This window comes from Nocardia crassostreae (genome assembly GCF_001613405.1).
GTDB classification, from domain to species: Bacteria; Actinomycetota; Actinomycetes; order Mycobacteriales; family Mycobacteriaceae; genus Nocardia; species Nocardia crassostreae.
Map to the genome: position 1 here is coordinate 333,439 of NZ_BDCH01000019.1, position 24,704 is coordinate 358,142.

At 67.9% G+C, this 24,704-nt stretch carries 28 protein-coding genes, 3 tRNA genes, 1 pseudogene and 1 riboswitch; of the genes and pseudogenes, 22 read left to right on the forward strand and 10 right to left on the reverse strand.

Going from position 1 to position 24,704, the window contains the following annotated elements; all coding sequences use genetic code 11:
- The first annotated feature begins 93 nt into the window (after positions 1-93).
- Positions 94-786, forward strand: a complete 693-nt coding sequence (locus NC4_RS20440) for a Rossmann-fold NAD(P)-binding domain-containing protein (protein ID WP_218021244.1) — start codon at positions 94-96, stop codon at positions 784-786.
- Here the strand turns inward: NC4_RS20440 and NC4_RS20445 are convergent.
- Both NC4_RS20445 and NC4_RS20450 read right to left on the reverse strand, forming a co-directional pair.
- Positions 783-1,904 (reverse strand): DUF7800 domain-containing protein, encoded by a 1,122-nt coding sequence (locus NC4_RS20445; RefSeq protein ID WP_067540779.1) that lies wholly within the window; start codon positions 1,902-1,904, stop codon positions 783-785. The genes NC4_RS20440 and NC4_RS20445 overlap by 4 nt on opposite strands.
- 36 nt (positions 1,905-1,940) lie before the next feature.
- Positions 1,941-2,573, reverse strand: a complete 633-nt coding sequence (locus NC4_RS20450; RefSeq protein WP_067540782.1) for a TetR/AcrR family transcriptional regulator — start codon at positions 2,571-2,573, stop codon at positions 1,941-1,943.
- A gap of 155 nt (positions 2,574-2,728) precedes the next feature.
- Between NC4_RS20450 and NC4_RS20455 the strand changes: the two are divergent.
- Positions 2,729-3,367: pseudogene (locus NC4_RS20455) on the forward strand (sigma-70 family RNA polymerase sigma factor); the annotation flags it as partial.
- A gap of 79 nt (positions 3,368-3,446) precedes the next feature.
- Here NC4_RS20455 and NC4_RS20460 read toward each other — a convergent pair.
- The 3 genes from NC4_RS20460 to NC4_RS20470 form a co-directional block, all read right to left on the reverse strand.
- Positions 3,447-3,671, reverse strand: coding sequence for a hypothetical protein (locus tag NC4_RS20460; RefSeq protein WP_067540787.1), 225 nt, complete (start codon positions 3,669-3,671; stop codon positions 3,447-3,449).
- 95 nt (positions 3,672-3,766) lie between these two features.
- A complete protein-coding gene (locus tag NC4_RS20465) occupies positions 3,767-4,249 on the reverse strand; it encodes a hypothetical protein (protein WP_067540790.1) in 483 nt (160 codons plus the stop codon).
- Between the two features lie 44 nt (positions 4,250-4,293).
- Positions 4,294-4,704 (reverse strand): hypothetical protein, encoded by a 411-nt coding sequence (locus tag NC4_RS20470; protein WP_157554957.1) that lies wholly within the window; start codon positions 4,702-4,704, stop codon positions 4,294-4,296.
- 232 nt (positions 4,705-4,936) lie between these two features.
- Here NC4_RS20470 and NC4_RS20475 point away from each other — a divergent pair, with 232 nt between their 5' ends.
- The 8 genes from NC4_RS20475 to NC4_RS20510 all read left to right on the forward strand — a co-directional run bounded on the left by NC4_RS20475 (position 4,937) and on the right by NC4_RS20510 (position 9,673).
- Positions 4,937-5,392 carry a hypothetical protein gene (locus tag NC4_RS20475; RefSeq protein WP_067540797.1) on the forward strand — a complete coding sequence of 152 codons (456 nt, stop codon included), beginning with the start codon at positions 4,937-4,939 and terminating at the stop codon, positions 5,390-5,392.
- On the forward strand, positions 5,385-6,314 hold the full coding sequence (locus tag NC4_RS20480; protein WP_067540800.1) for a hypothetical protein: 930 nt from the start codon (positions 5,385-5,387) through the stop codon (positions 6,312-6,314). The genes NC4_RS20475 and NC4_RS20480 overlap by 8 nt, the downstream gene beginning before the upstream one ends.
- A gap of 184 nt (positions 6,315-6,498) precedes the next feature.
- Positions 6,499-7,689: an FAD-dependent oxidoreductase gene (locus tag NC4_RS20485; RefSeq protein ID WP_067540803.1), complete on the forward strand. Its 1,191-nt coding sequence runs from the start codon at positions 6,499-6,501 to the stop codon at positions 7,687-7,689.
- A 121-nt stretch (positions 7,690-7,810) separates the two neighbouring features.
- A complete protein-coding gene (locus tag NC4_RS20490) occupies positions 7,811-8,383 on the forward strand; it encodes a helix-turn-helix transcriptional regulator (RefSeq protein ID WP_067540806.1) in 573 nt (190 codons plus the stop codon).
- 76 nt (positions 8,384-8,459) lie between these two features.
- Complete coding sequence (locus tag NC4_RS20495) at positions 8,460-8,828, forward strand: DUF3703 domain-containing protein (RefSeq protein ID WP_067540809.1); 369 nt, start codon at positions 8,460-8,462, stop codon at positions 8,826-8,828.
- A gap of 125 nt (positions 8,829-8,953) precedes the next feature.
- Positions 8,954-9,445, forward strand: a complete 492-nt coding sequence (locus NC4_RS20500) for a VanZ family protein (RefSeq protein WP_157554959.1) — start codon at positions 8,954-8,956, stop codon at positions 9,443-9,445.
- Between the two features lie 65 nt (positions 9,446-9,510).
- Positions 9,511-9,583 (forward strand) — tRNA-Gly (locus NC4_RS20505).
- A 15-nt stretch (positions 9,584-9,598) separates the two neighbouring features.
- Positions 9,599-9,673, forward strand: a tRNA-Val gene (locus tag NC4_RS20510).
- A 51-nt stretch (positions 9,674-9,724) separates the two neighbouring features.
- On the opposite strand, the gene NC4_RS40370 is transcribed toward NC4_RS20510, so the two are convergent.
- From NC4_RS40370 to NC4_RS20520, 3 genes are all read right to left on the reverse strand, one after another.
- Positions 9,725-9,862 carry a hypothetical protein gene (locus tag NC4_RS40370; RefSeq protein ID WP_157554961.1) on the reverse strand — a complete coding sequence of 46 codons (138 nt, stop codon included), beginning with the start codon at positions 9,860-9,862 and terminating at the stop codon, positions 9,725-9,727.
- An 81-nt stretch (positions 9,863-9,943) separates the two neighbouring features.
- Positions 9,944-10,900: a hypothetical protein gene (locus NC4_RS20515; RefSeq protein ID WP_067540815.1), complete on the reverse strand. Its 957-nt coding sequence runs from the start codon at positions 10,898-10,900 to the stop codon at positions 9,944-9,946.
- 59 nt (positions 10,901-10,959) lie between these two features.
- The gene (locus NC4_RS20520) at positions 10,960-11,973 is read right to left on the reverse strand and encodes a helix-turn-helix domain-containing protein (protein WP_157554963.1); all 1,014 of its coding nucleotides are present in this window, start codon (positions 11,971-11,973) and stop codon (positions 10,960-10,962) included.
- 219 nt (positions 11,974-12,192) lie between these two features.
- Between NC4_RS20520 and NC4_RS20525 the strand changes: the two genes are divergently transcribed.
- On the forward strand, positions 12,193-12,543 hold the full coding sequence (locus tag NC4_RS20525; RefSeq protein WP_067540821.1) for a hypothetical protein: 351 nt from the start codon (positions 12,193-12,195) through the stop codon (positions 12,541-12,543).
- Here NC4_RS20525 and NC4_RS20530 read toward each other — a convergent pair.
- Positions 12,534-14,822, reverse strand: coding sequence for an ATP-binding protein (locus tag NC4_RS20530; protein WP_067540824.1), 2,289 nt, complete (start codon positions 14,820-14,822; stop codon positions 12,534-12,536). The genes NC4_RS20525 and NC4_RS20530 overlap by 10 nt on opposite strands.
- Positions 14,823-14,931: 109 nt before the next feature.
- Here NC4_RS20530 and NC4_RS20535 point away from each other — a divergent pair, with 109 nt between their 5' ends.
- Positions 14,932-15,522 carry a hypothetical protein gene (locus NC4_RS20535; protein ID WP_067540827.1) on the forward strand — a complete coding sequence of 197 codons (591 nt, stop codon included), beginning with the start codon at positions 14,932-14,934 and terminating at the stop codon, positions 15,520-15,522.
- Between the two features lie 20 nt (positions 15,523-15,542).
- Positions 15,543-15,608: riboswitch (guanidine-III (ykkC-III) riboswitch) on the forward strand.
- A gap of 8 nt (positions 15,609-15,616) precedes the next feature.
- Positions 15,617-15,931 (forward strand): DMT family transporter, encoded by a 315-nt coding sequence (locus NC4_RS20540; protein ID WP_067540830.1) that lies wholly within the window; start codon positions 15,617-15,619, stop codon positions 15,929-15,931.
- A gap of 25 nt (positions 15,932-15,956) precedes the next feature.
- On the opposite strand, the gene NC4_RS44025 is transcribed toward NC4_RS20540, so the two are convergent.
- Positions 15,957-16,595: a DUF8175 domain-containg protein gene (locus NC4_RS44025; RefSeq protein WP_157554965.1), complete on the reverse strand. Its 639-nt coding sequence runs from the start codon at positions 16,593-16,595 to the stop codon at positions 15,957-15,959.
- A 328-nt stretch (positions 16,596-16,923) separates the two neighbouring features.
- On the opposite strand from NC4_RS44025, the gene NC4_RS40375 reads away from it, so the two are divergent.
- From NC4_RS40375 to NC4_RS20595, 9 genes are all read left to right on the forward strand, one after another.
- Complete coding sequence (locus tag NC4_RS40375) at positions 16,924-18,111, forward strand: hypothetical protein (RefSeq protein ID WP_157554967.1); 1,188 nt, start codon at positions 16,924-16,926, stop codon at positions 18,109-18,111.
- 22 nt (positions 18,112-18,133) lie between these two features.
- Complete coding sequence (locus NC4_RS20555; protein WP_067540839.1) at positions 18,134-18,931, forward strand: DUF8176 domain-containing protein; 798 nt, start codon at positions 18,134-18,136, stop codon at positions 18,929-18,931.
- Between the two features lie 670 nt (positions 18,932-19,601).
- Positions 19,602-20,474, forward strand: coding sequence for a MinD/ParA family ATP-binding protein (locus tag NC4_RS20565; RefSeq protein ID WP_067540845.1), 873 nt, complete (start codon positions 19,602-19,604; stop codon positions 20,472-20,474).
- Complete coding sequence (locus NC4_RS20570; protein ID WP_067540848.1) at positions 20,471-21,100, forward strand: hypothetical protein; 630 nt, start codon at positions 20,471-20,473, stop codon at positions 21,098-21,100. The genes NC4_RS20565 and NC4_RS20570 overlap by 4 nt, the downstream gene beginning before the upstream one ends.
- 17 nt (positions 21,101-21,117) lie before the next feature.
- Positions 21,118-22,746, forward strand: a complete 1,629-nt coding sequence (locus NC4_RS20575) for a cutinase family protein (protein WP_245721811.1) — start codon at positions 21,118-21,120, stop codon at positions 22,744-22,746.
- Positions 22,743-23,573: a DUF8176 domain-containing protein gene (locus tag NC4_RS20580; protein WP_067540853.1), complete on the forward strand. Its 831-nt coding sequence runs from the start codon at positions 22,743-22,745 to the stop codon at positions 23,571-23,573. Before NC4_RS20575 ends, NC4_RS20580 begins: the two co-directional genes overlap by 4 nt.
- Before the next feature lie 110 nt (positions 23,574-23,683).
- Positions 23,684-23,756: transfer RNA gene (locus NC4_RS20585), tRNA-Gly, on the forward strand.
- A 105-nt stretch (positions 23,757-23,861) separates the two neighbouring features.
- Positions 23,862-24,161 carry a hypothetical protein gene (locus NC4_RS20590; RefSeq protein WP_157554987.1) on the forward strand — a complete coding sequence of 100 codons (300 nt, stop codon included), beginning with the start codon at positions 23,862-23,864 and terminating at the stop codon, positions 24,159-24,161.
- A gap of 89 nt (positions 24,162-24,250) precedes the next feature.
- Positions 24,251-24,589: a hypothetical protein gene (locus tag NC4_RS20595; RefSeq protein WP_157554969.1), complete on the forward strand. Its 339-nt coding sequence runs from the start codon at positions 24,251-24,253 to the stop codon at positions 24,587-24,589.
- Positions 24,590-24,704: the final 115 nt, after the last annotated feature.

Consider the following 24,704-nt stretch of genomic DNA (forward strand, 5'->3'; position numbering starts at 1 on the left):
GGCGGGGTGGGGCGGGGGCAACCGATTTAATTCGGGTGGGTACAGCGTGTCCGGCGGTGTGCGGGCGCGGCGGCCGGATAATCGGGGCGGTCGGTGACGGTGAGCGGGATGGAGGCGGGTATGGGCGGGCTGCGGATCGTGATCTTCGGGGCGACCGGGATGATCGGGCAGGGCGCGTTGCGGGAGTGCGTGCGGGATTCGGGGGTCGATTCGGTGCTGGCGGTGGTGCGGACGCCGCTGCCGGACGGCATGCCGAAGCTCACCCAGGTCGAGCATCGGGATTTCACTGATTTCTCTTCTGTGACAAACGAATTCGCCGATTCCGATGGGTGTTTCTACTGCTTGGGAGTGTCGTCGGTCGGGATGTCGGAGGCCGATTACACGCGGGTCACCTACGACTACGGCACGGCCGCGAACGCCGCCTTTCAACAGGCATCCCCGAACGGGCGGTTCCTGTTCGTCTCCGGCGTCGGCTCCGATGCCGACAGTTCCACCATGTGGCGAAAGGTGAAGGGCCGCAGTGAGAATGCGATCCTGGAGGCGAATCCGAATGGCTTCGTGTTCCGCCCCGGCGCGGTCATGCCGCGCGATGGCATCCGCTCCCGCACCGGGTGGGTCAACGGTTTCTACACCGTGACCGCGCCACTGCGCCCCCTGCTGCTGCGGGCGCTTCCGGGGCAGGTCAACCACACTCGGCGCATCGGTCGCGCCATGCTGGCGGTGACGCGCGACGGCTATTCGCAGCGGATTCTCTCGGCGCGCGATATCAATATCGTCGCGAGCTAATCGGTCAGCGGCAGTTCGGCGACGGTTTCCAAACCGGTTCCCGGGCGGGCGGTCTCGAGGATGAAGCGGGCGGATCGGTCCGCGAAACGGAGGGTCGCGATGGAGTTCCCGAAGTGCGGTCCGCTCACTTTGCGCCAGCGCACCGGATCCGGCGGGATTCCGCGATGATTCGCCAGCCGCCGCAGCACCCAGACGAGCGGCCGAGCCCAGGACAGCACGAACAGCACACGAAACCGCTTCGGCGGATCATTGTGCACCGGCGAGCAGACCAGTTGCAGCACTTCGGATTTCGTAGACACAGGAAAGTCGGCTGCGACGGCGTAGCTGTGGTGCACATCCCCGGACAGCACGCATATCGTGGCCGGGGCGTCCGGTGCGGCGCCGAGCCGGTGAACAAGTGCGGCCAGCCGTTGGAACGAGCCCCGGAAGGCGGGCCAGTGCTCCAGATCAGCGGCCTGCCTGACCTTCTCACCGAGCCGCCCCCGCCATCCGGGCAGCTCGGCGGCCCGCTCGTTGAGCGATTGGATATGACTCACCACCGGCGGCATGAGCCACGGCAGCGATGACCCGATGAGCAGATGGTCGAAATCGCCCGCGGCATTGCGCTCGATCCAGCCGAACTCCTCCTCGCCCCCGCGCCGCCGCGCCAGCCACTCTTGCAGTGCCGGGGTGTGCTGGTCGGCGTACACCTGATCGCCGAGCAACAGGAGCGCACCGGGCCATTCGCGCTCCGGCAACCGGCTCATACGAACGGCATAGGCGTCCAACGCATCCGGGCCGACCTTGTCCGCCTCCAGCGCACCCGGATTCGCTTTCGCGGCACGGCACGAGCCGAACAGAATACTGTCGACGGGCAGCGTGCGAATACGACTCGCCGGGAACGCTGATCCTGGTTCCGGCCAGGCGATTTCGCCATCCAAGCGCACCTCGTAGGGTATCGACGCGCCCGCCTCCAGGCCGTCGACCACGACCAGCGCGAAGTGCAACTCCCCCACCTGAAAGGTGCGCGCCCGGCGGCCAAGCACATCCACCTCGCACGCCGCATCGGTTTCCACCCAGACGGTCGCCGAGGTCGCATCGACATGCCGCAACACCGGACCGAGAACCAGTTCCGTCATACAGACCGACGGTACTTCGCCGAACCCCCGCGCGAATCAGTATCGTCCGGCGCTCTCCTTCACGGCCGCCTCCACCAGCGCCCGCGCGGCCCAGCGGACAACCTCCTGCTCGGCGTCGGCGTCGAGGCCGCGCACATCACGCAGGGCGATCTGCGCCTCCCATCCGACGACAATGGTCAGCGCGGAGATCAGGCGGTGGAACTCCTGCTCGCTCAGGCTGGTTCGCAGCGGGCGGCAGGCCTCCTCGAGCCATTCCAGGCGGCGATGCCCGCGCCGGGGAGTGCCCGGCGAATCCTTGCCGGGCTGCTCAACCGTCAAGCGAATCATTCTGCGGCCCAGTGGAAGTGACTGCGGGGAGTATTCCAGCAGAGTGCGGATCAGGGCATCGACGCGGCCTGCGGCGTCGCCTTCGAGGGCCGGGTCGGCCAGCGCCTGTTCGACCGGCGGCTCGTTGAGCGCGCCCGCGGTGGCGTCGATCAGCAGCTGATCCAGGGTCGGGAAGTAGGTGTAGACCGTGCGGCGGGAAACGTCGGCGGCGGCGGCGATTTCGTCGATGGACGGGGTCACGCCGCCCGCGCTCAGCCGGACCGCGGCCTCGACGATCGCTTTGCGTGTGCGGCGGCGTTGCGCTTCGCGCCCGCTCGGGCGGATCGGGTCTGCGGTGGTCATCGTGGCTGCGGCTCCTCCGGTTGATGGTCGGGGGCGTCTCGTCTTGACGCCGTCCCCGCCCGGTGAGTATACATTCATGCAGTAACTGCACAGCTGTGCAATAACTGCATAGCCGACCGGGCATTCCGGTCGGCCGCGAAGGAGAAGGCCCGACAATGCGCGACCACGCCACCGCCCCGGCCACCGAGGCGTTCCTCGACCACCGCAACCTGCTGTTCACCGTCGCCTACGACGTGCTCGGGTCGGCGGCCGACGCCGAGGACGTCGTGCAGGAGACCTGGCTGCGATGGGCCGAGGTCGATCACGGGCGGGTGCTGAATCAGCGCGCGTACCTGGCGCGCACGGCAACCCGCCTGTCGCTGAACAAATTGCGCGGCGCGCGGCAGCGCAAGGAGGATTGGGTCGGATCCCAGCTCCCCGAACCACTGCTCACCGCACCGGATGTGGCCGAGGATGTGGAGCGCGCCGATACCGTGTCGGCGGCGCTGCTGCTCGTCCTCGGGACGCTGTCGCCGACCGAGCGCGCCGTCTTCGTCCTGCGCGAGGTCTTCGATGTCGGCTACGACGAGATCGCCGCAGCGGTCGGCAAGACCGTCGATACCGTCCGCCAGATCGCGCACCGCGCCCGCGGACGCGTCCGCTCCCGCCGCCCGCACACCGCGATCTCCCCGGCACAGAGCCGCGCCATGCTCGAATCATTCAGGCGCGCACTGGAAACCGGCGATCCGCAGTGCTTGCTGGACGCCCTCGCCCCGCAGATCGTCGTGGCTCCCGGCGGCGGCAGCGTCAACCGGCTGCACTGCACCGCGTCCTCGGGCCACTCGCAGCCGCGGCGCACCAGGCCCTACCGAACCTGCGCCCACCGCTGAGCCGTCAGAGTCGCTTGATCCGGACGCCCAGATCGTCGGCCTTGGCGCGCAGGACGCCGACCACCACATGCTTACTTTCGGCCAGTAGGTCCTGCACTTCGGCAGCCGTCTGATAGGCGGCATCACTGCCGACGCGGGAGAGCCGACGACCGCTACGCCTACCGACGCGGGACAACTCCTGAGCGAGTTCGCAGATGAACGACCGTTCACTCGAATATTGCGACTTCATGCCTGAGCGCCCCTCGTACCGGTTACAGCTGCCGATGTGATCAACAACTAGTGAGAGTACGCTTGTTCACTGATGTGCGCCAGCGGCCTTCCTGGTCAGCGCGGTCGGCGGAACCACAGTCCTGAGTCGCGCTGTGACAGCAGCACGATGATGGCGATCCCGGCCAGTATGGAGAGCACTCCGCCCGACCCGCCGTTCGCGGCGCCGAGCAGATTGAAGAAGATCATCAGCGCGGCGAGCACAATGGCTGTCACCTTGGCCCTGCTGCCCGCCCGGCCGAAGAACAGGGTCGTCGTGGCCAGGCACAGCGCCGGGAACATGGCGAACAGGAACATCCCGGCGAAATAGGTGTCGCCGCTGGCGATATAGAAGACCTCGAGGCACAGCGCGAGGGCCACCAGGGCGAGGGCGATCGACCGGGCGGCCCGGACGGGCTTGGGCATCTCGGTCGGATAGGCGATCGGCTGCGGATACGGCCGGTAGCCGGGATGCTGTGGATACGGCGGAAACTGCTGCGGTGGACTGTAATTCGGTTGATCGGACGGACCGCCCCCCGGCGGCATCATCAGGTTCGTCATGCGCCGACCATAGGATCGGGTCGGCGCGGCGGCGGATGATTCGCTCAGGTCCGAATCGACGGTTCGGTCAGGGTGTGGGTGTAGATCGAGCAGGCGAGGCGGGCGCCCAGGGAGCCGATCCGGACCAGGGTGGCGGGCCGTAACAGGGCCTGGCCGGACTCGCGGCCCGATTCCGCTTCGTAGCCGATATCGAAGATCCGGTCGGCGGCGGTGTTCCACAATTCGCGGCCGGACGCCGACAATCGCTCGACGACGGTGCACAAACCCTGTTCGATCGCATCCGGGTCGGCCTCGTCGCCGCCGGGCGCGTTCCATTCGAAGGACAATCGGAAGCTGCCCGGCTCGGGCTCACCGCAGTACAGGATGGCGATGTCGTCCCCGAATTCGTCGCGCAGCGCCGACAGGTCGGAGGTCGCGTGGATGTCGACATCGATGTTGAGGAATCGTCCGCTCACCGGCTCCACGATGCCACAGGTCGGCGTCTGTCGAAATCGCGTGCAAATAGCGGGCTGATCAGGAACAATGATCTATTACCTCTAGGGTCGGGGAGACCTCGTATGAGGAGCTCGTATGTGGAGAATGACACGAGTCCTCGTCGCTGTCGCGGCGCTGATGATTCTCGGGGGTTGCGAGAAAACGGGAAATCCAGCGGAGAACTCTTCGGGTGATTCCGGTCGGGGAATTCCCGTGACGGAGAATGGCGGCGGCCAGCAGGGCGGCGCCAAAGGTATACCGATCGATCTCGGCGAGACGCTGTTCGATACGGGCGATCGCGTCGAATTCGTGGTGCAGATCGTCAGCGGCAATATCGCCAAGGGATGCCGGGCCGCGGGCCTCGCCGACAACTGCGTGCGGATCGAGACCCAGACCTTGGCCAGTGCGCCGACACCGACCTGCAAGCCGTCTCCGGATGAACCGAATCCCGATCCCTATACGGCCTATGTGGGCATGAGCAAGCAATTGCCGTCGACGAGTGAAGGAGAGCGGGCCGTCCTCAATTCCGGTGAGACGCTGTACATCTACACCAAGACCTGCGCTCCGGAAGAAGTCGAGACCACGGATCCGGAAACCTCGACGACCACACCGCCGTCTACGACGACCACAACCCCGCCGGTCACGACCACCACGGGTTCCGGTGGCTGACAACGAGCCCGCGGAGCAGCCGCCGGGCAGGCGGTCCTCGTTCACCGATCTGTCGCAGGTGGTGCAGCTGGTCGCGCAATTCGTCGCGCCCGCGACGCTATTGGCGGGATTGCTCTATTACTGGGGCTATTTCCACGCCCGCGGGTTCTGCGCCCATCTCGGCGTCGATTCGGCGACGCTCGGGCTGACCACCACCGACTATGTCATGCGCAGTGCGGACGGATTGTTCATTCCGGTGGCGGTATTCGCGACCATCGCGCTGGGCCTGGCCTGGGTCCGGGTGGCGCTGCCGCGCCGGTACCGGGACGGCTACCGCCCCAAATGGCTGCTGATCGGCACCGCCGCGGTGGGCGGTCTGCTGCTGCTCAACGGGTTGTCGCAATTGCAGTTCGATACGCCATTGAACCGCGGTCTCGGTGTCGCACCGGCCTGTGTGATCGCCGGATTGCTGCTGTTGTGGGCCGCGGTGCGGGCGCGCCGCCGCGAGCTCGCGGCCGGATCCGCGACGCCGGTGCGGACCACGAATCCGCTCGAATGGACGCTGGTCGTGCTGCTCGTCGCGGGCAGTTTCTTCTGGGGTGCGACCGCGTATTCCATGGCCGTGGGCAAGGGCCGTGCGATCAGGTTCGAACAGTCGATCGCCGCCGCCGCGCGGTTGACGGTCTACTCGGAGAAGGCGCTCGAATTCAATGCGCCGGGAGTGACCGGCACGGCGTGCACCGATCCGGGTTCGGCCTACCGGTACCGCTACGACGGGCTGGTCCTGGCCATGACCACCGGCCACGCCTATGTCATCGTGCCGCGCCTGTGGACCTATCGGCAGGGCACCGCGATTGTCCTGCCGCGCACCGGAACCGGTGCGGTGCGGCTCGAATACACCCGATTCGATCCGAAGACTCCGCCGCCGTCACCGTGGTGCTGACCGGAAGCCGGTGCGGCGCAGGCTGATATGCTGGGCGGGTCTTCTCACCGGAGGGCCCTCGGGCTTTCTCGGGCTTCGGCCTCACTGATCGGTTTCCAGGTGCCCGATGGCATCGGGAAGGTGGGAGTCTTTCACGACTCCAGTGAGGTGTGTCTTGATCGATTCACAATTGTCGCGTCCGCACGTGATCGTTATCGGTGCGGGGCTCGGCGGGCTCTGCCTGGCGCAGGGTTTGCGGCGGGCCGGGATCAGCGTCGCCGTCTACGAGCGCGACGGTTCCGCGGACCTGCGCGCGCAGGGGCATCGGCTGCACATCGATGGGCTTGGGCGCCAAGCATTGTCGGCTGCGCTGCCGCCGCATCTGTTCGAGCTCCTCGCGGCCGTGTCCGGGCGACCGGCGGCCCGGGTGAGCGGGTTCGACCATCGGATGCGCCCGAACGGGGTGTTCCTCCTCGACGATGCGGACAGCACGACCGAGCAGATGCCCGCGCACACCGTCATCGATCGGGAGGTATTGCGGCGGGTGCTGCTCACCGGGCTCGAGGATGTCGTGCATTTCGGGCGGCGGTGCGTCGGATACGAGAGCGAAACGGCCTCCGCCACAGCACGGTTCGCCGATGGCAGTAACGCGCGGGGCTCGGTTCTGGTTGCCGCCGACGGGGTGGGTTCGGTGATTCGCAACCAGCGCCTGCCGCACGCGCGGGTCGTGGACTCCCGGGTGCGGTTGATCTACGGGCGGGTTCCGCTGACGCCCCATCTGCGGAGCGCGCTGCCGCCTGAACTGATCAGTGTCTTCAATTCGATTGTGGGACCGGATAATCGGTTCGTGGGCATTGCGCCGGTGGAGTACCGGCAAGCACCGATGGCGGCCGCCTCGCGTTTTGCGCCCGAGGTGGTTTTCGAACCCGTCGCCGACACGCTCGCCGTGATGTTCGGACGCCGAGCGGATCGACTCGGGCTCTCCGATTCGGAATTGCGCACAGCGTCCGGCGAGAGATTGCGCGAGCTGGTACTCGAACAGCTCTCCGGTTGGCATCCGCTGGTGACCGGGATCGTCGAGTCCTGGACGCCCGCCACGGTTTTCCCGATCACCGTGCGCTCCAGCCTGCCCGTCCCGCCCTGGCCGACCTCGAATGTGACGTTGCTCGGCGACGCCATCCACGCCATGAGCCCGGCCGCGGGCGCGGGCGCGAATGTGGCCCTCCGCGACGCCGCCGCCCTCACCGCGGCCCTGACCGAGGTGACCGGCGGCCGTCCGCTCCGGGACGCGCTGTGCGACTACGAGCGGGCAATGCTCGACGAGGGCTTCCGCATGGTGCGCCGGTCGGCGGCCAATGGCGCACGCACCATGGGAGCCAACCCGCTGCCGAGCTGACCCGGCCGAACCCGGCAGACTGGAGGGGTGGATGGTGCGGGCTGGGTCGGGCAGGCGTGGTTGCGGCCCGGATTGATGGTGGTCGACGGGGAGATCGGCACCGCGGGCGGGTGCGCGAGCGGTGTGCCCGGCGGCGGTGATTCCGGCCGACACCGTGCACGAAGTGGTCCGCGGGGCGCGGGTGGGCCGCCTCGTGCACGTCGCCCCCGAGTCCGCGCCCGGCGCCCGGCTGACGGCCTCGGTCCGGGCACACACGGTGCAGGAGTGGGCGCGCGCGGGCGCCGAATTATTCTCGGACCCGGACTGGTTCGAGGAGATCCACCGATCGGTCACCGTGGCCGCGACCTCCGACCGCCACCCCGCCGTCTCCCACGTCCTGGCCCTGCTCCCCCACCGTCTCGAATCCGGCCCGGTCCGCCTGGCCGACCTCGCCCGCGAGGCCCGGCTCTCGGAAAGCCTTCTGGCCCATGTCTTCTCGGCCGACGTCGGCCTCCCCCTGCGCCCCTACATCCGCTGGCTGCGCATGCAACGCGCCATCCGCTTCATTGCCGACGGCCACAATTTCACCACCGCCGCCCACGGCGCGGGCTTCGCCGACAGCGCCCACCTGACCCGCTTCTGCCGCAGCATGTTCGGCGCCCCGCCCTCGGATTTCACCCGAGTCCGCTGGACCATCGCCCCCGAAGTCTCGTAGCAGGTTCGTTCAAGCCGCACCCCACCCCCGCGAACAAGGCTGAACGGGTACCCATCCCTCGACCGAAGGACCCGCCATGGCCCCCATGCCCCCACCCGTCCGCACCGCCTTCGAAGCCGAACTGGACCGCGCCCGCACCGCCCCCGAACTCGAAACCAGCTGGCGCGCCCTGGAACGCGCCCACATCCTCTCCCAGCCCTGGCCGTGGCCCCACACCCGCGCCCACTGGCTCATGCTCCGCCTGGCCCTGCGCACCCACGACCGCCCCGAAGCCCTCGGCCAGCTCATCCGCCTCCTCGTCGCGGGCCCCGGCAGCATGGTCGGCCGCGCCCCCGTGGGCAATACCGGCCGCACCTCGGTCGGCCTCATGACCACCATGCCCATCCCCGCCGACCTCGCCGCCATCCTGGCCACCGACGCACGGGAATCCGCCCAAAGATCCTGAACCGGCCCGACCCTGAGATTGACGGCGGCTGGCGGGTAGCGGGCGCGGTTACCGTGGGTGCATGCGACAGGTGTGGGAAGCGTGGGGGGGACGTGCTCGTCGTGTGGGCGATCGCGGTTCCGATCGTGACAGTGGGCGCGGCGGCATTGGTGCGGATTCGGGTGCGGCGCGGGCGGAGGCGGGGGGAGGCGCTGCGGTGGACCGTCACCGAGGCGGGGATTCTGGCGAGAACGCTGCCGTGGGTGTGGATGATTCTCACTCCGGCGCATGGTGAGCGAAAAGTGATTCTCATCCCTTTCCGGGATTTCCTGGCGACCTTGATGGAGGCGTCCACCAACACGGTGGTGCAGATCGGGGCGAATCTGATTCTGTTTGTTCCGCTGGGTTTCTTTCTCCCGCTGCGGTTTCCGCGTTTCGCGGGGGTCGCGCGCATGTTCGCCGTGGGCTTCGCGCTGTCGGCCGCGCTGGAGATCGCGCAATACGCACTCGATCTCGGCCGCTACTCCTCCATCGACGACGTCCTGATGAACGCCACCGGCGCCGCCCTCGGCGCGTACCTCTGCGCCCGTTCCCTCCCATACCTCGCGAAACCCCCACTGACATGGCGATTTGCATAATCCACCCGGTTGTACGCTAAAGTTCTGTCCCGCAAGCCGATCGGCCGAAAAGCCCCGGCGAGCAAGCGGATGTAGCGCAGCTGGTAGCGCATCACCTTGCCAAGGTGAGGGTCGCGAGTTCGAATCTCGTCATCCGCTCAAAGGGGGATTTCCGCGCGATTAGCTCAGCGGGAGAGCGCTTCCCTGACACGGAAGAGGTCACTGGTTCAATCCCAGTATCGCGCACCAGAAATAGTGGAAAGGCCCGGTTATCGCCGGGCCTTTCCACTATTCGATTGCCTACGCGGGCGGCCGGTGGAAACCGGGGGATGCGACGGACAGGCGCAAGGTGTCGTCGCGGTAGGTCAGGGTGAGTTCGTACCAGTCTGGGGTGCGGGCGTGGGCGCGGAGGCCGGTCGGGTCGGTGGAGAGGGTCACTGTCCAGTGGTGCTGTTGCCAGATCTGGACGATGACAGGCGGGTAGATGTGGGGGCGGTCGGGGGGCGGAGGGTCGAGGGTCTAGAGGATCTCCAGCCGGTCGACGTCGTGGATGTTTCCGGCGTCGTCGTCGAATGGCAGGATTGTTTCGCCGTTGAGGCCGTCTTGTGGGTGGGCGCGCACTTGACCGCCGAGGGCGTCGAGCAGGTCGGCGACGAGGCCGCGGATGTGCTCGCGGGCCAGGTCTTCGGTGAGTTCGGTATTTACGACGACGGCTCGTGCGGCCCTCGCGGTGATGGGGGCGAACCGATCCCCTTTCGAGGCGGGCGGGGGTGCGAGTTCCCGCTGGAGTTGGAAGCCGTAGCTCATGAGGTCGTCGAAGGTCTGTGCGAAGTCGAGCGGTCGGTCCAGGTTGCCGCCCGCCTCCCAGCCGATGGTGCCGCCGGGCAGGTCCGGCGAGACGAAATAGTGGGCGTCGCCGAGACCTTTGGCGATGGGCAGGGCCCGGTATCCCGGAATGTCCTGCGCTGCTTCCCAATTGCGCACGGGGTGGTACAGGTTCAGGGCGTCGTAGGTTCGCATGTGCCGGGGGCGGGTGGGGCCGTAGGAGATCCCGTCGAGGTCGGTGAAACCGGCGTGCACGGTGCTGAGGAACACCCGCAGTGGCTCGGGCAGCACATCCCAATGCGGCGGCCGGTCGGCGCCGAAGGTCGCCGGATCCCATCCGATACGGAACTCCAACGGCTGGAACGGCTTCCGCAAGGCATACAGCAGCACCCAGTCGCCGTGCAGCAGGCAGATCCGCACATCGGCGAGACATTCCCCCAGCACTGCCCCGAATCGCGGCGTCAGCTTGAACAGCATGTCCATATTCCACAGCGCCACGACGGCGGAGCACCGGGCCTGGGAATCGGCGGCGGCGGCGATCTCGGCCCACCGCGCCGGAACATGGGCCGCGGCCGCCGACCCCGGTTCCACCAGTAGCGCTGCGCCGGGCCCGAATTCCGCGACCACACGCGCGAAGTCGACACTATCCACGACACGTATCTAATCGCATCCGGGCCATGGCCCGCCGACCGAATCCGCCGCGGCGGCGGTCACGGCAGGCGTTTCCAGGCGGCTTCGAGGGCGGCGCGGAATTCGGCGCGGCAGTCGCCGTCGTCGAGGTCCGCGTAGCGGGCCAGGGGCGGGGCGGCGGCCAGGGTGTTGACGACGGAGGCGAGGCGGGTTCGTTTCAGGCGGTAGAGCTTTTCGAAGCGGCGTTCGGCGAAGACCACATCGTGTTTGAGGCCGGAGATGCGGCTGGCCACGCGCGCCTCGCGAGTGTGGTCGTATTCGCCGACGACGACGAAGCGGTCGTCGACCAGGAGCAGGCCGGAGGCATTGCTGGCGTGCTCGCGTTTGACGACGACATTCTCGACTCCGGCGCGCAGTAGCCGCCAGAGTTTGTCCTCGTAGGGCCAGACGTCGGAGATGTCGTCGACGACGTACATGCGCCGGATGTCGACGCGGGACGCGCCGGTGCGACCCGCCAGGCGGAGCAGCACGTCGTGGTAGTCCTCGCCGACCTCGCCGCCAATGGAACCGAGTGTGGCGGAATGGATTACACGCACCGACCGGATGGCCTTCTCGACGATCGGGCACCAGTCGCTCACGGTGTTCCACTCCCACACCGTGGCGCTCTGCGACGGCACCTGGGCCAGGACGTCCTCCGCGCGCTCGAGCTGTCGTTCGGCGATCTGCCGCAGCGGCTGGGCGTCGGGTCCGGCCCGGGTGGCGGCAATGAGACTGCGCACCAGGCGCAGGCCGCGTTCGACGGCGGCGGCGTCCTCGCCGAGCAGGACATTGAACTGCATGCGCAGATCGTCGTGGCGATTGTCCACCGCCCGGATCGCGGTGGCATGCCCGGTCGCCGGAAGCGCTTCGCCCAGTGCGAGACTGAGGCGTTCGCGCAGGGAGAGCTGCGGTATGCGGGTGCCGTTCTCGATCTGCTGGATGAGGCTGCGGGAGCATCCGGCCTTGGCCGCCAGGGCGGCCTGGGTGAGACCGCGTTCCTTGCGCAGGCGGCGCACCCGGTCGCCGATCGGTTCGTCATAGGAATTCGATCGCACGGCGCCACCCCTCCCCCCAGCTGCCCTACGCCCAGGGTGTGGCAATCAAGCCTAGGGCGTATCACGAAATGCCACCAGACGTACCATGATTCATCCCGGTCGGATATCCGCGATCCAATAGCCGCGGCAAATAGCAAGACACCGTATGCAATTCGATTGAGGGTGTCACGCGCCACTCGTAACGTCGGTGCCGCCCACCTGCACGGAAGGCGAAAAGCGATGGCACTCCGCATTACCGACCGGCTGATAACCAGCGACATCACCCCCGATACAGCGCAGGAAATCGCCGACGGGCATTGGTTTCTGAGTTGGCTGCCCGATCACTCGCTCACGCGGGAACAGGCCGTCAGCGGAATGGTCCTCGACGAGATTCTCAGCGATCCCGAGCCCGACGAACCCCGATTCGCCATGGAGTTGGCCGTGATGCGCGCGGAAATGCTCGGACTCGATTTGCGTGACGTCATAGTCCGCTTGTCGATTCGAGTAGTGCAGCGCGACCTCGCCCGCTCCGGGCCGCAGCCGAATGCGACGCCCTGCCTGGAGATCGCTTCGTGCTCGCCTCAGGCGTAATCCCAGCAGCGGGTGTAGAGGCGGGGTATCCGGAACAGCGATCTGGTGCCCGCCTCGGTCTGCTGCACCACGCGCTCGAGGAAGCCGAGGCGCTCGAGCAGGCGGACCTGTTCGCTGATCCTGCCCTCGGTCTCGTCGAAGAGGTCGGCCACCTCGTGGAGCGCGAACTCCACGAGTTTCCCTGCGCGGCAGTTCAATACGAAGGAGGTCCCGACCTTGAAGTCGTTGACGACCTCGGAGAAGCTCAGGTCGGACACCTTGGTCATGGCGGGCGTCACCGCGTCCTCGGGGAACAGCGGCAGGTCGGTGACGATCTCCTCGGATTTCGTGGACATTTCACGGGTGAGGTGCAGGAGCAGTACGGCCGAGCGCGGCGTGATATCCCCGTTTCCATTGCGCAGTGAGTCGATCAGCCAGCGGTCGATCGGCTGGCCCTCGATCTCGGGCGGGAATATCATCTCCAGCGCGCCGCGGATCTCGAGGGAGCCGTCCGCATTCCGGGCTCGGGTGGTCAGTTTCTCGAGTTCCCGGTTCGCCAGCACCCGGCGGATGAGGACTTGCAGCCATTGATCCTCGGACCATTCGAGCGGGAGGGTTCGCGACACCACCTTGTTCTTCTCTTGGATGTCGTAGAGCTCGAACAGGTCGGTCCGGAGAAAGATGGTGACGCCGATGGCGTCGAACTGGGATACGCGCCCCTCGGCCTGGAGCAGCGACTGGACGACGGCCTCTTGTTTCTTCCTGTCGTATTTGAAGGTTTCGTCGATGCGGTCGAACAGCGCCAGCACCCGCCGCCCCATGTGGGACAGCGTCCGATCCGCCTCGCGCAGGAATGATTCGACATCCACCGCGGCTCTGCGCGATCCGGTTTCGGCGCCGGAGGGGAGCTGGGTCTCCAGGCTCACCGGTCCCACCGCGAACTTCACGCTGGTACCGCGCAGCGGGCGCAGAATCGCGCGCAGCATGCGCCGCCCCCGGCCCATCGGCGCGGCCATGCCGACCGCGGCGCGCAGATCGGCGGCGTCGCGCCGCAGATGCCGGGGTGCGGTGGCGGGCAGCGCCGACGCCACCACCGAGGCGACCACGATCAGCCAGACCGCCCGGAGCCCGTCCGCATCGGGCCAGGACGCGCCATCGACAATGCGGTGCAACAGCTCACCGGTATTCGCGACCGGGCAGACCTCGAGCCGAGCGCGATCGACGGCCGCATCCGTCGACAGCTTCCGGAAGATCGCGCTCTTACCGGAGCCGCGGTCGCCGATCACGAGGGAACGACGCTGGTCGACTATCGCCTTCAGATTTCCGCTGTGCACGAAACTGCGGTCCAGGAATTCGTCCCGCTCGGCTTCCTCCGATCCGAAGGCCAAGTCCGCCAATCGGAATGGCGGAGCCAGAATGCGGCTGGAGATGATCGCCCACTTGGGCAGCTCGCCCATTGTCACGGCGGGATCGTCGGAATCCTCGATCTCGAGCGCGGTGGGCCCGATCCGGATCGCGGTGAGCAGGCTGCGGACCTCGGCTTCCGGAATGGAGGTCTTGGCGGCCAGCGCGATGATTTTCTCCGAGCCCCCGGCCAGCGCGATCTCCTCGAGCAGCTGGGCGGCCCGCGCGGGGTCGGGCGAGGTCTCGATCGCCAGCTCCACGCTCTCCGCCAGCGACCGTACAGGGGTGAGAACCGGTGTGCGCGCCCCGGGTTCGAGTGGCGGTGCCGCGGTGGGCGCGGTTCCCACGGCGGCCTCCTCCGGTTCGTCCGGGACGAATCCCTGGACCTGTATCACCGGGAGGAAGCCGAAGCGCCGGAAATCCCGGAAATCCTCCTCGCGGGCCGCCAGCACGAGTTTCCAATCCTCGAGCAGCGAACTGAGCTCTTCGACCGCGGCCGAGACCCGTGACGGATAGGCCGTTTCGTCGAGGGCGTCGAGCAGCAATACCGGCTGCGGAACCCGGCGGCTGAAATCCATCAGCGCCGAAACGGTCTCGCGGATGGGTAGCGCACCGGCCGAGGAACGCACATAGGGCGCGGTCTCGACCAAATCCGCATAGGGCGACGACTCGATCGCCTCCAGTACGCGTTCGCCGATCAGGTCCGGGTGCCGTAATCCGGTGAGGGATATCCGGAAGACGGCCCGGCCGCGGCGCGTCAGTTCGTTCTCCAGCGCGTGCAGCAAGGTCGACTTACCGGAGCCCGCCGGGCCGAGCAGGAGCGCGCCCCTCGAACTCGGCTCGGTGACGCTGCGCAGCAGCCGGTCGAATTCGCGCGGGCGTTCGTTCGGGTCCATATCCCCCTCCGGTGATTCTCGCCCTGTGGCTGCTCATCGCCGTGACCACCGGGCCCGTTATCCCGGAAAGCAGACCCTACCCGGAACCTCGTGGACTTACACTGCGGCCGTGCGGATTTGGGCGAAATTGGTGATTCTCGCCGTGTGGTTGCCCATTGCGATCGCCGCTGGGCCGATCATCAGCGCTCGCGAGAGCGATCTCGGCAATATCGTCGGCGGGGCGGTGTGGTTGTCGCCTGTGTTCCTGACGATCTGGGTCTGGTCCGGTGCGTCCGGATTGCGTAATGGGAAGGCGCTGCTGGCGGGCGGGCTTATTTCCCTTCTGCTGATCATTACCGTTTCCGGCCACGTCGAGGCCGCCTATCGGGAGATCTTCACCGAGCCGCGCGAGGTGAAGGTCGTGGAAACGGTCTGCCACAAGGTCAAGGGCGTGTGCACGGATCGGACCGCCTTGTCAACCCTCGCGGGTGAGCGGCTGCCGCACATGTTGGACCGTGGCGGGTTCGAACCGGGCGAGATCATTGTCGTGCGGTGGGATCGCACCGGGTGGGCGACGCCGACCCTCGCCGCCGAGCCCGATCCGCCGACGGGACCGGTGTGGCTGGCGGCCCTTGCCGTGCTGGCGTACGCGGCGTGCACCGTCTACTTCGTGCGGACGGCCCGGCGACCAAAGTCACCAGACCCGGACTTGCGCGGGTAGCGAGTTATTTGCCATGGTGGAGGTGGTTCCGCTCTGGAACCCCGGACGAGGGAGCCGTACCCGGCGCGCGACAAGACGGCCTCGGAGGTCTGTCATGTCTTGGGTGATTCTTGTGATGTCCGGCGTGCTGGAAGCCGTGTGGGCGACCGCACTGGGCAAATCCGAAGGGTTCACGCGACTCGGTCCGACGGCCGTGTTCGGTCTGGCGCTGGTGGCGAGCATGGCCGGGCTGGCCTGGGCCATGCGCGATCTGCCGGTGGGCACCGCGTATGCCGTGTGGGTGGGGATCGGCGCGGTTCTGACCGTGGTCTATTCGATGGCGACCGGCGGCGAGGCCGTCGGCGGGCTGAAGGTGCTGCTGCTCGGCGGGATCGTGGCCTGCGTGGTCGGGTTGAAACTGGTCTCCTAGCTCGCCAGAACCGCTGGCGTCCCGGTCAATTGGGTGACGCCAGCGGGATCGCGTCGAACGGGATGAAGTCGATGGCCTGGATGGTGGGCTCCTGGGAATCAGGGTCCGGGAGTTGCAGGCGCCAGTCATTGGACGCCCAGACGACGGATCGGGTGGTGGAGGCGATGCTGGCGTCCGGATAGGTGGTGAAGATGGTCACGTCGCTGCGGTCGGGGGTGTAGGCGGCGATCTTGTAGGCGGAGATGCGGGGCGCGGTGGCCGGGTCGGCGGGGGCGGTGATGGAGATCTGGGCGCGGGCCAGGACCCAGGAGTCCTTGGCCGGGCCGGTGATCAAGGTGAGGTTGGCGATTTGGGGCCAGCTGCCGTCCGGAGCCAGGGAAAGGCGAATCGTGTGGTTGATCGCCGCGAGGGCCGCGCCCTGGGGAGAGTGGGAGTAGCCGATGGCGACCGGGGTGGGTTTCGCCGGGCCGTCCTGTGCGCCGATGGGTAGCTGGATGCCTTGGTAGGGCTCCCAGCGGATTTCGGCGGGTGGCCGGGTGGGGTCGGGAGGCGGCGTGGTCGTGGTGGGTGTGACGGTGGGGGCGGGGCTGCCGCAGGCGGAGATCACGGTGGCGAAGACCAAGGTCATCATTATTTGCGTGAAGTGTGCTGCCTTGGCACGCATGGGAATTCCTTCCGGGAACCGGCGGGCGGGCGAGAGGGATTGCGGCGCACGGCTCTTGCGTGGGTGGGAGCGATATTACGACGCGGGAACCCGTTACTTAAATTGTTCGTTCCGACTGCTCCGTATCCCCTTGTGAGGGGCGCGGATACGGGTAATATCGACCCGGCAACATGATCATCGCACGGTGGTGGGGTTTCGTCATGGGTCGTCACGAACCAGTTCGAATGAGCCATCAGCGATGTCGCGGGTCAGGGGCGCGGAAGGCGCTACTGGCAGGGGGTTTCGAGCGGGAGGGCCCGCAGGATCTTCGGGGAATTGGGGAATGGGAATGACTTCGAAACGTACCTCCTTCGCATTATCTGTACTGCCGATCATGCTGATCGCGGGACAGGGGGTGGCGGGCGCGGAGCCCGGGCAACCCGGCTTGGCGGTGCCCGGGGAAGGGCAGCCGGGGCTGAGTACTACGCCGGAGCCGCCGGTGGTCGCGCCCGCGCCTAGTCCGGCGGATTACATTCCGGATCCGCCGGTCGCGCCGCCGAACCGTCCTCGGCCGCAGCAGCAGACGCAGCCGAATATCGACACGCTCGTTACGCCGCAGACGCCGGATTCCGATGAGCCGGAAGCCGTTGAACCGCAGGTCCCCGAGCCGAATGCCCCAGCGGTGATGCCTGCTGACCCCCACCAGCTCCGAGTAGGCACGAGCACCGTGCAACTGCCCGACTTCATCGACGTGCGAACGCGCAACAAGGCGCAGGCGTATCTCGACATGGCCGAGTGGCAGATCGCCGCAATGTACGACGGGATGGGTTTCCCGCGAGAGCAATCCGACCGAATGGCCGCAGGCAGTGTGGCGGGCAGCGCGGTCGGCGCGGGGGTCGGCATGGTCAGCACGGGGTTGTTCGTGGTTGGAGGTTGCGGTGTTGGTGGTGTGATCGGCGGCCTCGCCGGAGCCGCGATCGGCGGTATTCCCACCGGCGGAGTCGGTGCTCCCATTGGCGCCGGTATCGGTGCATCGGTCGGATGTCTGACAGGCGCGATGGTCGGCGGTTTCCCAGGAATGTTCATCGGCGGAGCGCTGGGCGCGCTGGCCGGTGGTGTGCTTGGTGGTCTCTCCGGCGGCACTCCTCAGGTCGCCCCGCCCGATCCGGCAACGGTCAACGCGGCTGCCCCCATCGGCGGACAGCCTGCGGTAGCGCCGGTTTCAAGTGTTGCGGCGCAGGAAGTCGCCGCGCCGATCATCAATGCGGTAGCCCCGGTTGCTCAGGCCATCGCCCCCGGCGTCGATGTGGCCGCCCCGATCGCGCAGGCCGTCGAACCCGTCGCCGCGCAGATCGCCCCTGTGGTCGAACAGGTTTCCACCGCCGTGGATCAGTTCTCCCAGAATGTCGAACAGGCCGTGCACGATGCCACCCAGCAGGTGAATTCGCTCGGCGCCGCGCTCGCGCAGATGCCCGCGATGCCCGCGCTCACCCCCGAGGACTTCCTCGCCGCGGTGCAGCCCGCCCCGCCCGCTTGAGAGAAACGAAACAGGTGACGCCGTGACCGAACAGGACGACACCACGGCGGCGCGCCCTCCGATGCCCGCACTGCCGCCGGTGATCTTGGTGAAGGATGATCCCGCCCCGGCCCCGAAACCGACTGCCGCCTGGGCGGAATGGCTGGACAGCGATCGGCCGCCGGTGCGCGGCTCGGACGGCTCGTTCCGCAAGGCCGGGCCGAAACCGGTGGACCTGCTCGCCGAGGATCCGATGGCCCCGCTGGTGCTGGAGGCCCGGCGGCGCGCGGCCATCGAACGCCGCCGCCACCAACTGCGGCAGCGCATCATGGTGGCCGCGGCGGCAGTGGGTGTGATCGCCCTGGTCATTGCCGGTGTACTGCTGACCGTCACCCCCGAGGAAACGCAAACCCCGCAAGCCGCGGGCCCCACCTCGGAGGCCGTCACCCCGGTCGCCGAACAGCCCGCACCCGGCTGGTGCCCCGAAGCCAACAACGGCGACCTCGTAAGCGGTTCCGGCGCGGGCGATCTCACCACCGGCCCCGGCGTCATCCTGCGCCTCGAATACTCCTGGTACGTCCTCCGCGACGCCAAAGCCGTGCGCAGCCTGCTCACCCCCGACGCCCTAGCCGCCCCCGAACAGGCCACCCGCGACGCGATCTCCGCCATCCCGATGGGCACCCAACACTGCGTCACCGTCTCCAAGGTCGCCACCGACCGCTGGAACGTCCGCGTCGACGAGCGCCGCCAGGACGGCTCCCACTCGGCCTGGCAACAAACCATGACCACCATCGCCCGCGACGGCCAGGTCCGAATCAGCTCCATCCTCGCCGGAGGCTGATCGCCGATGACCATCCTCTCCCCCACCCCGGATCACCACCCGCCGCCCACCAACTCGCCACCAAACGCCACGCCACACCGCACCGATTGCGTCCGAACCGATTGCGTCCGATCGGCGCGCGGTCAGCGATGACGCCCAGGCGCGTGGCGGCATCCCGGACGCCCGCAAACCCTCCGCCGAGTCACCCGGATTACGCGTCGACTCCCATCGCCCTGGATGCCGAACGCCGAAGGCCGACGTCCAGGACCTCATCCGCCCCGCAAACAGGCCGGACACAACTGAACTCGCCATCGGCGAGCCGATCCGGCACGCGCCTGCCTCCGAAACCGCCGGGCTGCCCGGTGCGCGCGGCGGCACACCGCACACCGGTGGCCGAGCTCCCGTGGCGAGCGATTCCGAGGACACCGAACTCGCGACCACCGCGCGCCACACCACCCGGTTGGCGGCCGACCGGCACGGGATCGGCGAGAACGTCCGGGCGCGTGGCGGCTTCCCTCGCACGAAAGGTCGAGCGTCGAACACTGACGTCCACGACCTCATTCGCCCCGCAGGCGAGTCGGACACAGCCGTGCTCGCGGCCATCGGGCGGATCCGGCACGCGCCTGCCTCCGAAACTGCCGGGCTATCCGGTGCGCGCGGCGGCATACCGCATGCGGGAGGTGGATGAGCGATGGTTGACGTGCAGGACCTCATTCGGCGGGCGAGCGAGGCGGAGAGCGGTGAGCGGGCAAGCGAACTCGGGCAGCCTGCGCCTGCGGGGAAGCCCACTGATCCCGTTCCGCTGCGGGGTGGGCGGGGGCGGCTGGTGCGGGCGGCGCTGCCTCTGGTGCTGGTGCTGGGTGGGTCCGGGTCGTCGGGGGCTTCGACGACGACGCTCGGGCTGGCCGCGGCGGCGGCCGTGGACAGTGAGGGTGAGGTGTGGCCGGTGGCCGTCGACGCCACGCTCGGGGGTGGGGATATCGCGTTGCGGGGGTGCGATATCGCGCAGCCGGTCAGTACCGTGCAGGACTGGCTGAACACACCGCATCCGGAGTTGCCGTCCAGCGTGGGTTCGTGCGCGGGACAGACCTCCACGGGTGTGCGGGTGCTGGGCCGCAGTCCGGATCCGCTGCCGCGCAAGGAATCGCTGCTGTCGGTGCAGCGGCATCTCGAAACCGGTGGGCTGCTGGCCGTTTTCGATGCGGGCGCGCCGGTGACCAGCCGGTTGGCCGCGCCCCTGCTGGCCGATCCGCGGGTGGGTTTGGTGATCACGGTGGCCGCGCGGCCGGACGCCATCAACCGGCTGCAGCCCGCGCTGCAATGGCTGGACGAGCAGTTCGGCGAATTCGTGGTCGGCGACGCGGTCATCGTGCTGACTGAACAGGTGCCGGGGGCCGGGAAATCCGTGGTCGGGCATGTGCGCACGCATCTGGGGTCGTGGGTGCGCGAGGTGATCGAGGTGCCCTTCGATGTGCATCTCGCGGGCGGCGGCGTCATCTCCTGGCATCGGCTGGCCGCCGAGACCCGCGACGCCTATCTCGCCCTGCTGGGGGCGCTGCGATGACCGCGCTCACGCTGCCGCCCGTGCCCATGTGGCATCGCGCCGTGCCCAATCGGCCGCCCCGACCGCCGCTGCTGTGGCTGGTCGGCGTGCACGGCGGCGCGGGCGTGAGCAGTCTGGCCGCCAGCCTGAGCTGGGCCGGGGATGCCGGGCAGCGCTGGCCCGCGCGCATCGGGCTCGGCGCGGACATGGATTCGCCGCTGGTCGTGCTCGTCGCCCGCACCCATATGCGCGGGCTCAACACAGTGCAGCGCGCCCTGCTCTCGCACCGGCACAATGCCACTCCCGCCGGGAGCCATATCGTCGGCATCATCACCGTCGCCGATTCCGCCCGCCCGCTGCCCGCACCGGCCGAGCAGCGCCGCGGCGAGGTCGAGGCGCTGGCCAAAACCCTCGGCGCGCAATCCTGGCGACTCGGCTGGCTGGAACCCTGGCGCGCCCTCGAACCGCACGAACTCGCGGAATGGAATCCCGACGCCGACCTCACCCCGGTCGACGACGGCGATCCCACCCGCACCCCGCCGCAACCGGTTCGGCTCCTCGCCGAGCAGATCCTCGCCGCCGCCCGCTCGGCCGGGGCACGGATCACCGCCCGCGCACAATCCGGCGCGGACACCCCGACTTCTTGACCCGAACGAGGTGCCACGTGGCTCGACAACGGCTGCCCATGGCGGCGATCCGCAATGCGACGCTCATCGCGACCAGCGTGTGCGTCTTCACCAGTGTCGGCATCGGCGGCGCGGGCGGCAGTCCGCCCGAGACCGAACTGCCCATCGAACAGTGTCCGGCGCTGTACGCGTTGGGGATTCAAGGCACCGGCGAATCCTCGCCGGATGCCGAGATCACCACCGATACCGGCATGCTGTCGATGGTGTTCCGGCCCATGATGGCCGGGGCGGGCGAGGAAGGCATGGTCGACCGCGCCTACGTGCCCTACGAGGCGTCGTTCGGCGGTGCGGTGTCCAATGACAAGACGCCGTACTCGCAGTCGATCGCCAACGGCCTGGATCGGTTGAAGTCCATGGCCAAGCAGGCCATCGAACGCTGCGACGGGACGCGGATCGCGGTCACCGGGTATTCGCAAGGGGCGCATGTGGCCTCGCTGTTCGCGCAGGAGGTCGGGGCGGGCAATGGCGCCATCCCGGCCGACAAGGTCGCGGCGGTGGCGCTGTTCGGCGATCCGACGCGCAATGCCAATGCCCCGCTGTTCCCCGGATCGCCGGGCAAGACCGCGCCCGATCCCGCGCCGGGCACCGGGGGCGAGGCGGTGGCGGCGCTGCCCGCTCCCCCGCAGCCGACGACCCCCGCCAGCGGCAAGGGCATCGGGCCGGAAAGCGATACGGCCGCCAACTTCGGCAGTCTCAGCGGACGGGTCGCGAGTTTCTGCACCACCGGCGATCTCGCCTGTGACGCGCCCACCGGAGCGCCGCTGGTCACGGCCGTGGCCAATATCGCCGGGCAGGTGGAGCTTTCCGGCGGCGATCCCATCGCCTCGCTGCGGTCGATCGTGGACGCGCTGGCCTCCACCTCCATCAAGACGCTCACCGATGTGGTGAACAAGGACATCTCCGGCACCTCGATCACCAATCTGTCCATCTCACCGCAGAAGTCGCTGTCCCATCGCGTGGCCGAGGCGTCCGATCCGCGGACCACGGTCGATCTGGGCGGGGCCCTGCAGGCGGTCGTGAAGGTCGGCTCGATCGTGCTCAACTCGATCGTGGCCGTGGCGAAGAGCATTCTCACCCCGGCCAATATCGCCGAGATCGCCACCGCCGGACTGGCCAATCCCCTTGCCGGGCTGGCGGTGCTGGGGACCAAGCTGCTCAGCGCCGTCACCGAACTGGTGCCGCCCGCGACCATCAGCCGCCTGGTCAGTCAGGCGTTCACGGCGGTGGTGACCAATGTGACCGACAACAAGGATCTGCTCGACATCACCACCTGGGTGAAGTACTGGAACACCGCGCAGAAGCACGATTACGCCAACCCGCAGGGCGCCGGATTCGGGGAGAGCGCGGCGGAATTCGTGGGCAAGTGGTTCGCGGCCGTCGCCAATGATCTGGCGAGCGTCGTGAAATCGGGCGGGGAGCCGCTCGGCGGCAGCGACAAGCCCGGCACCGGGCTGGATTTCAAGGCCACCACCGCGCCGAGCACCATTCCGCCCAGCGGGTCGCTGCCGTTCGACTTCGGGGCCGCCACCGCGCCGTCCACCTCGGGCGCGCCGACCAGCGGATATCAGATCATCATCCCGAGTGGACAACCACAGGGGGCGAAATGAGCGGGGCGTCGCGCAGCGACTCGATGGGGGGTGGTGGTCGGGCGACGGGTGGGCGCACCACCGAATCGGATCCGCAGCTACCGCGCGAGGAGGCGGATTACACCGGCTCCTGGTCGGATTGGATTCCCGAGCCCAAACCGGAACCGGTCGACGACTACGACGACTTCGACGATTACGACGAGGACGACTACTACGAGGAGCCCGCGCCGCGGCGGCGGGCGGCGGCGCACCGGCGGATCGGGCATCGGCGCGTGGACGAGGGCTCACGGCAGCAGTGGGCGGTGCCGCTGCTCGGTTTGCTGGCGGTTTTCGCGATCGTCGCGGCCGTGGCGGTGCAGATCGCCAAGATGAGTCCGGACACCGAGCCGCGGCCCATCTCCACCCTGGCCGCGCCCGCCTCCACGACCTCGGCGGTGGCCGCCGCCGAACCGTCGGCGGAATGCCCGAACGAGGTCAATGGGGCGCATGTGCGGGGCAACGGTCCCGGCGGGACCGGATCCGGACCGGATGTCATCCTCGCACTTCAGAGCCGGTATTACGGGGATCGATCCGGGGAGGCGGTGCGGGAGATGTACGCGCCCGACGCCAATGCGCCTGCCGTGGCCACCATTCAGGCCGGGATCGACTCCATTCCGGTGGGCACCACCTACTGCGTGCAGATTCTGCCCGGACCGTTCGACGGGAAGCACGTGATGATCGTCAGCGAGACCCATCCCGACAAGACCAAGCGCACCTGGCCCGCCCAGCTGGTCATCACCACGGTGGTCGGTGACCGCACGCTCATCGCGTCCATCGTGCCGCTCAAAGAGGAGTCGACGCCACGGTAGAACCGCAGGTGGACGCGCTGAACCAGGGCCGTTTTGGTACTTGGGCGAGTCATCGGCTAAGGTTCCCTCTCGCAAGCCGGACGGGGTTTCACCCCCGAAAACGTGAGCATGCGGATGTAGCGCAGCTGGTAGCGCATCACCTTGCCAAGGTGAGGGTCGCGAGTTCGAATCTCGTCATCCGCTCAACGAATTCCTTCAAGATCGCGAATCTCATTACCGCGCAATAGATCTCACCCACATCCCGGGCATGTTGCCCGCTCGTCGCGGTAATCTTCTGTAGTGATCACCATGCTCAGCGCCTTCCACGACACTGTGCTCCCGCTCCACGACACCGTGTTCGCGCAGATCGGCAACCCCACCCCCGAAACCCCGCCCGCGGCGGACAAACTCATGCGCCTGGTCCGCTACTTCACCTGGTTCGTCCTGCTCGGCGGCGTCCTCGCGATCACCTACGCCGGTGGCCGCTTCGCTTGGGAAAAATGGTCCGGCGGCGGCCTCGCCTCCCCGAAGATGGTGGCCGGAGCCATGATCGGCGGCATCATCGCCACCAGCGCGGGCACGATCATGAACGCGGCCATCGGCCAATAGCTCGGCCTCGAACGGCACCGGGGCTTGAATCGTCAAGCCCCCCTTTCACAAACGTGTGCTGGGTGCTCGTGGGAAGTAGATTGTCGCCCATGACCAGCCGAATCCTGGTGTGGGGTGGCTTTGCTCTCGCGTCGGTATCCGCTGTCGCGCTAGCCGTTTACATGGTTGTGGTGGGGCTCGACAAGGCGGCGAAGACCGCCACGGTGATCGGCGTGTTCCTCACCTTCCTCGGGCTCGTTATCGCGGTGACGGCCTTGCTGCTCAGTGTGCGAAAGCCACTGGATCTCGGATCCGGGGTGCGCATGTCGGCGAACAAAGCCACCGTCGAGGGACGGCTCGGGCAGGTGGCGCGCGGCAGTAGGGGCGGCGTGGACGTATCGGCGAACGAGTCCAAGGCCGGTTCCATCGACCAACGTGTCGAGCGGTGAGACGGGACAAGACCCCGCGCGACGGCGATCGGCCGTCCGACGGTTCACCGATATCGCTGACGGCCTCGGGCAACTCCGTCAGTGGCAACCTCGAGCAGACGGTCAAGTTCGAGAT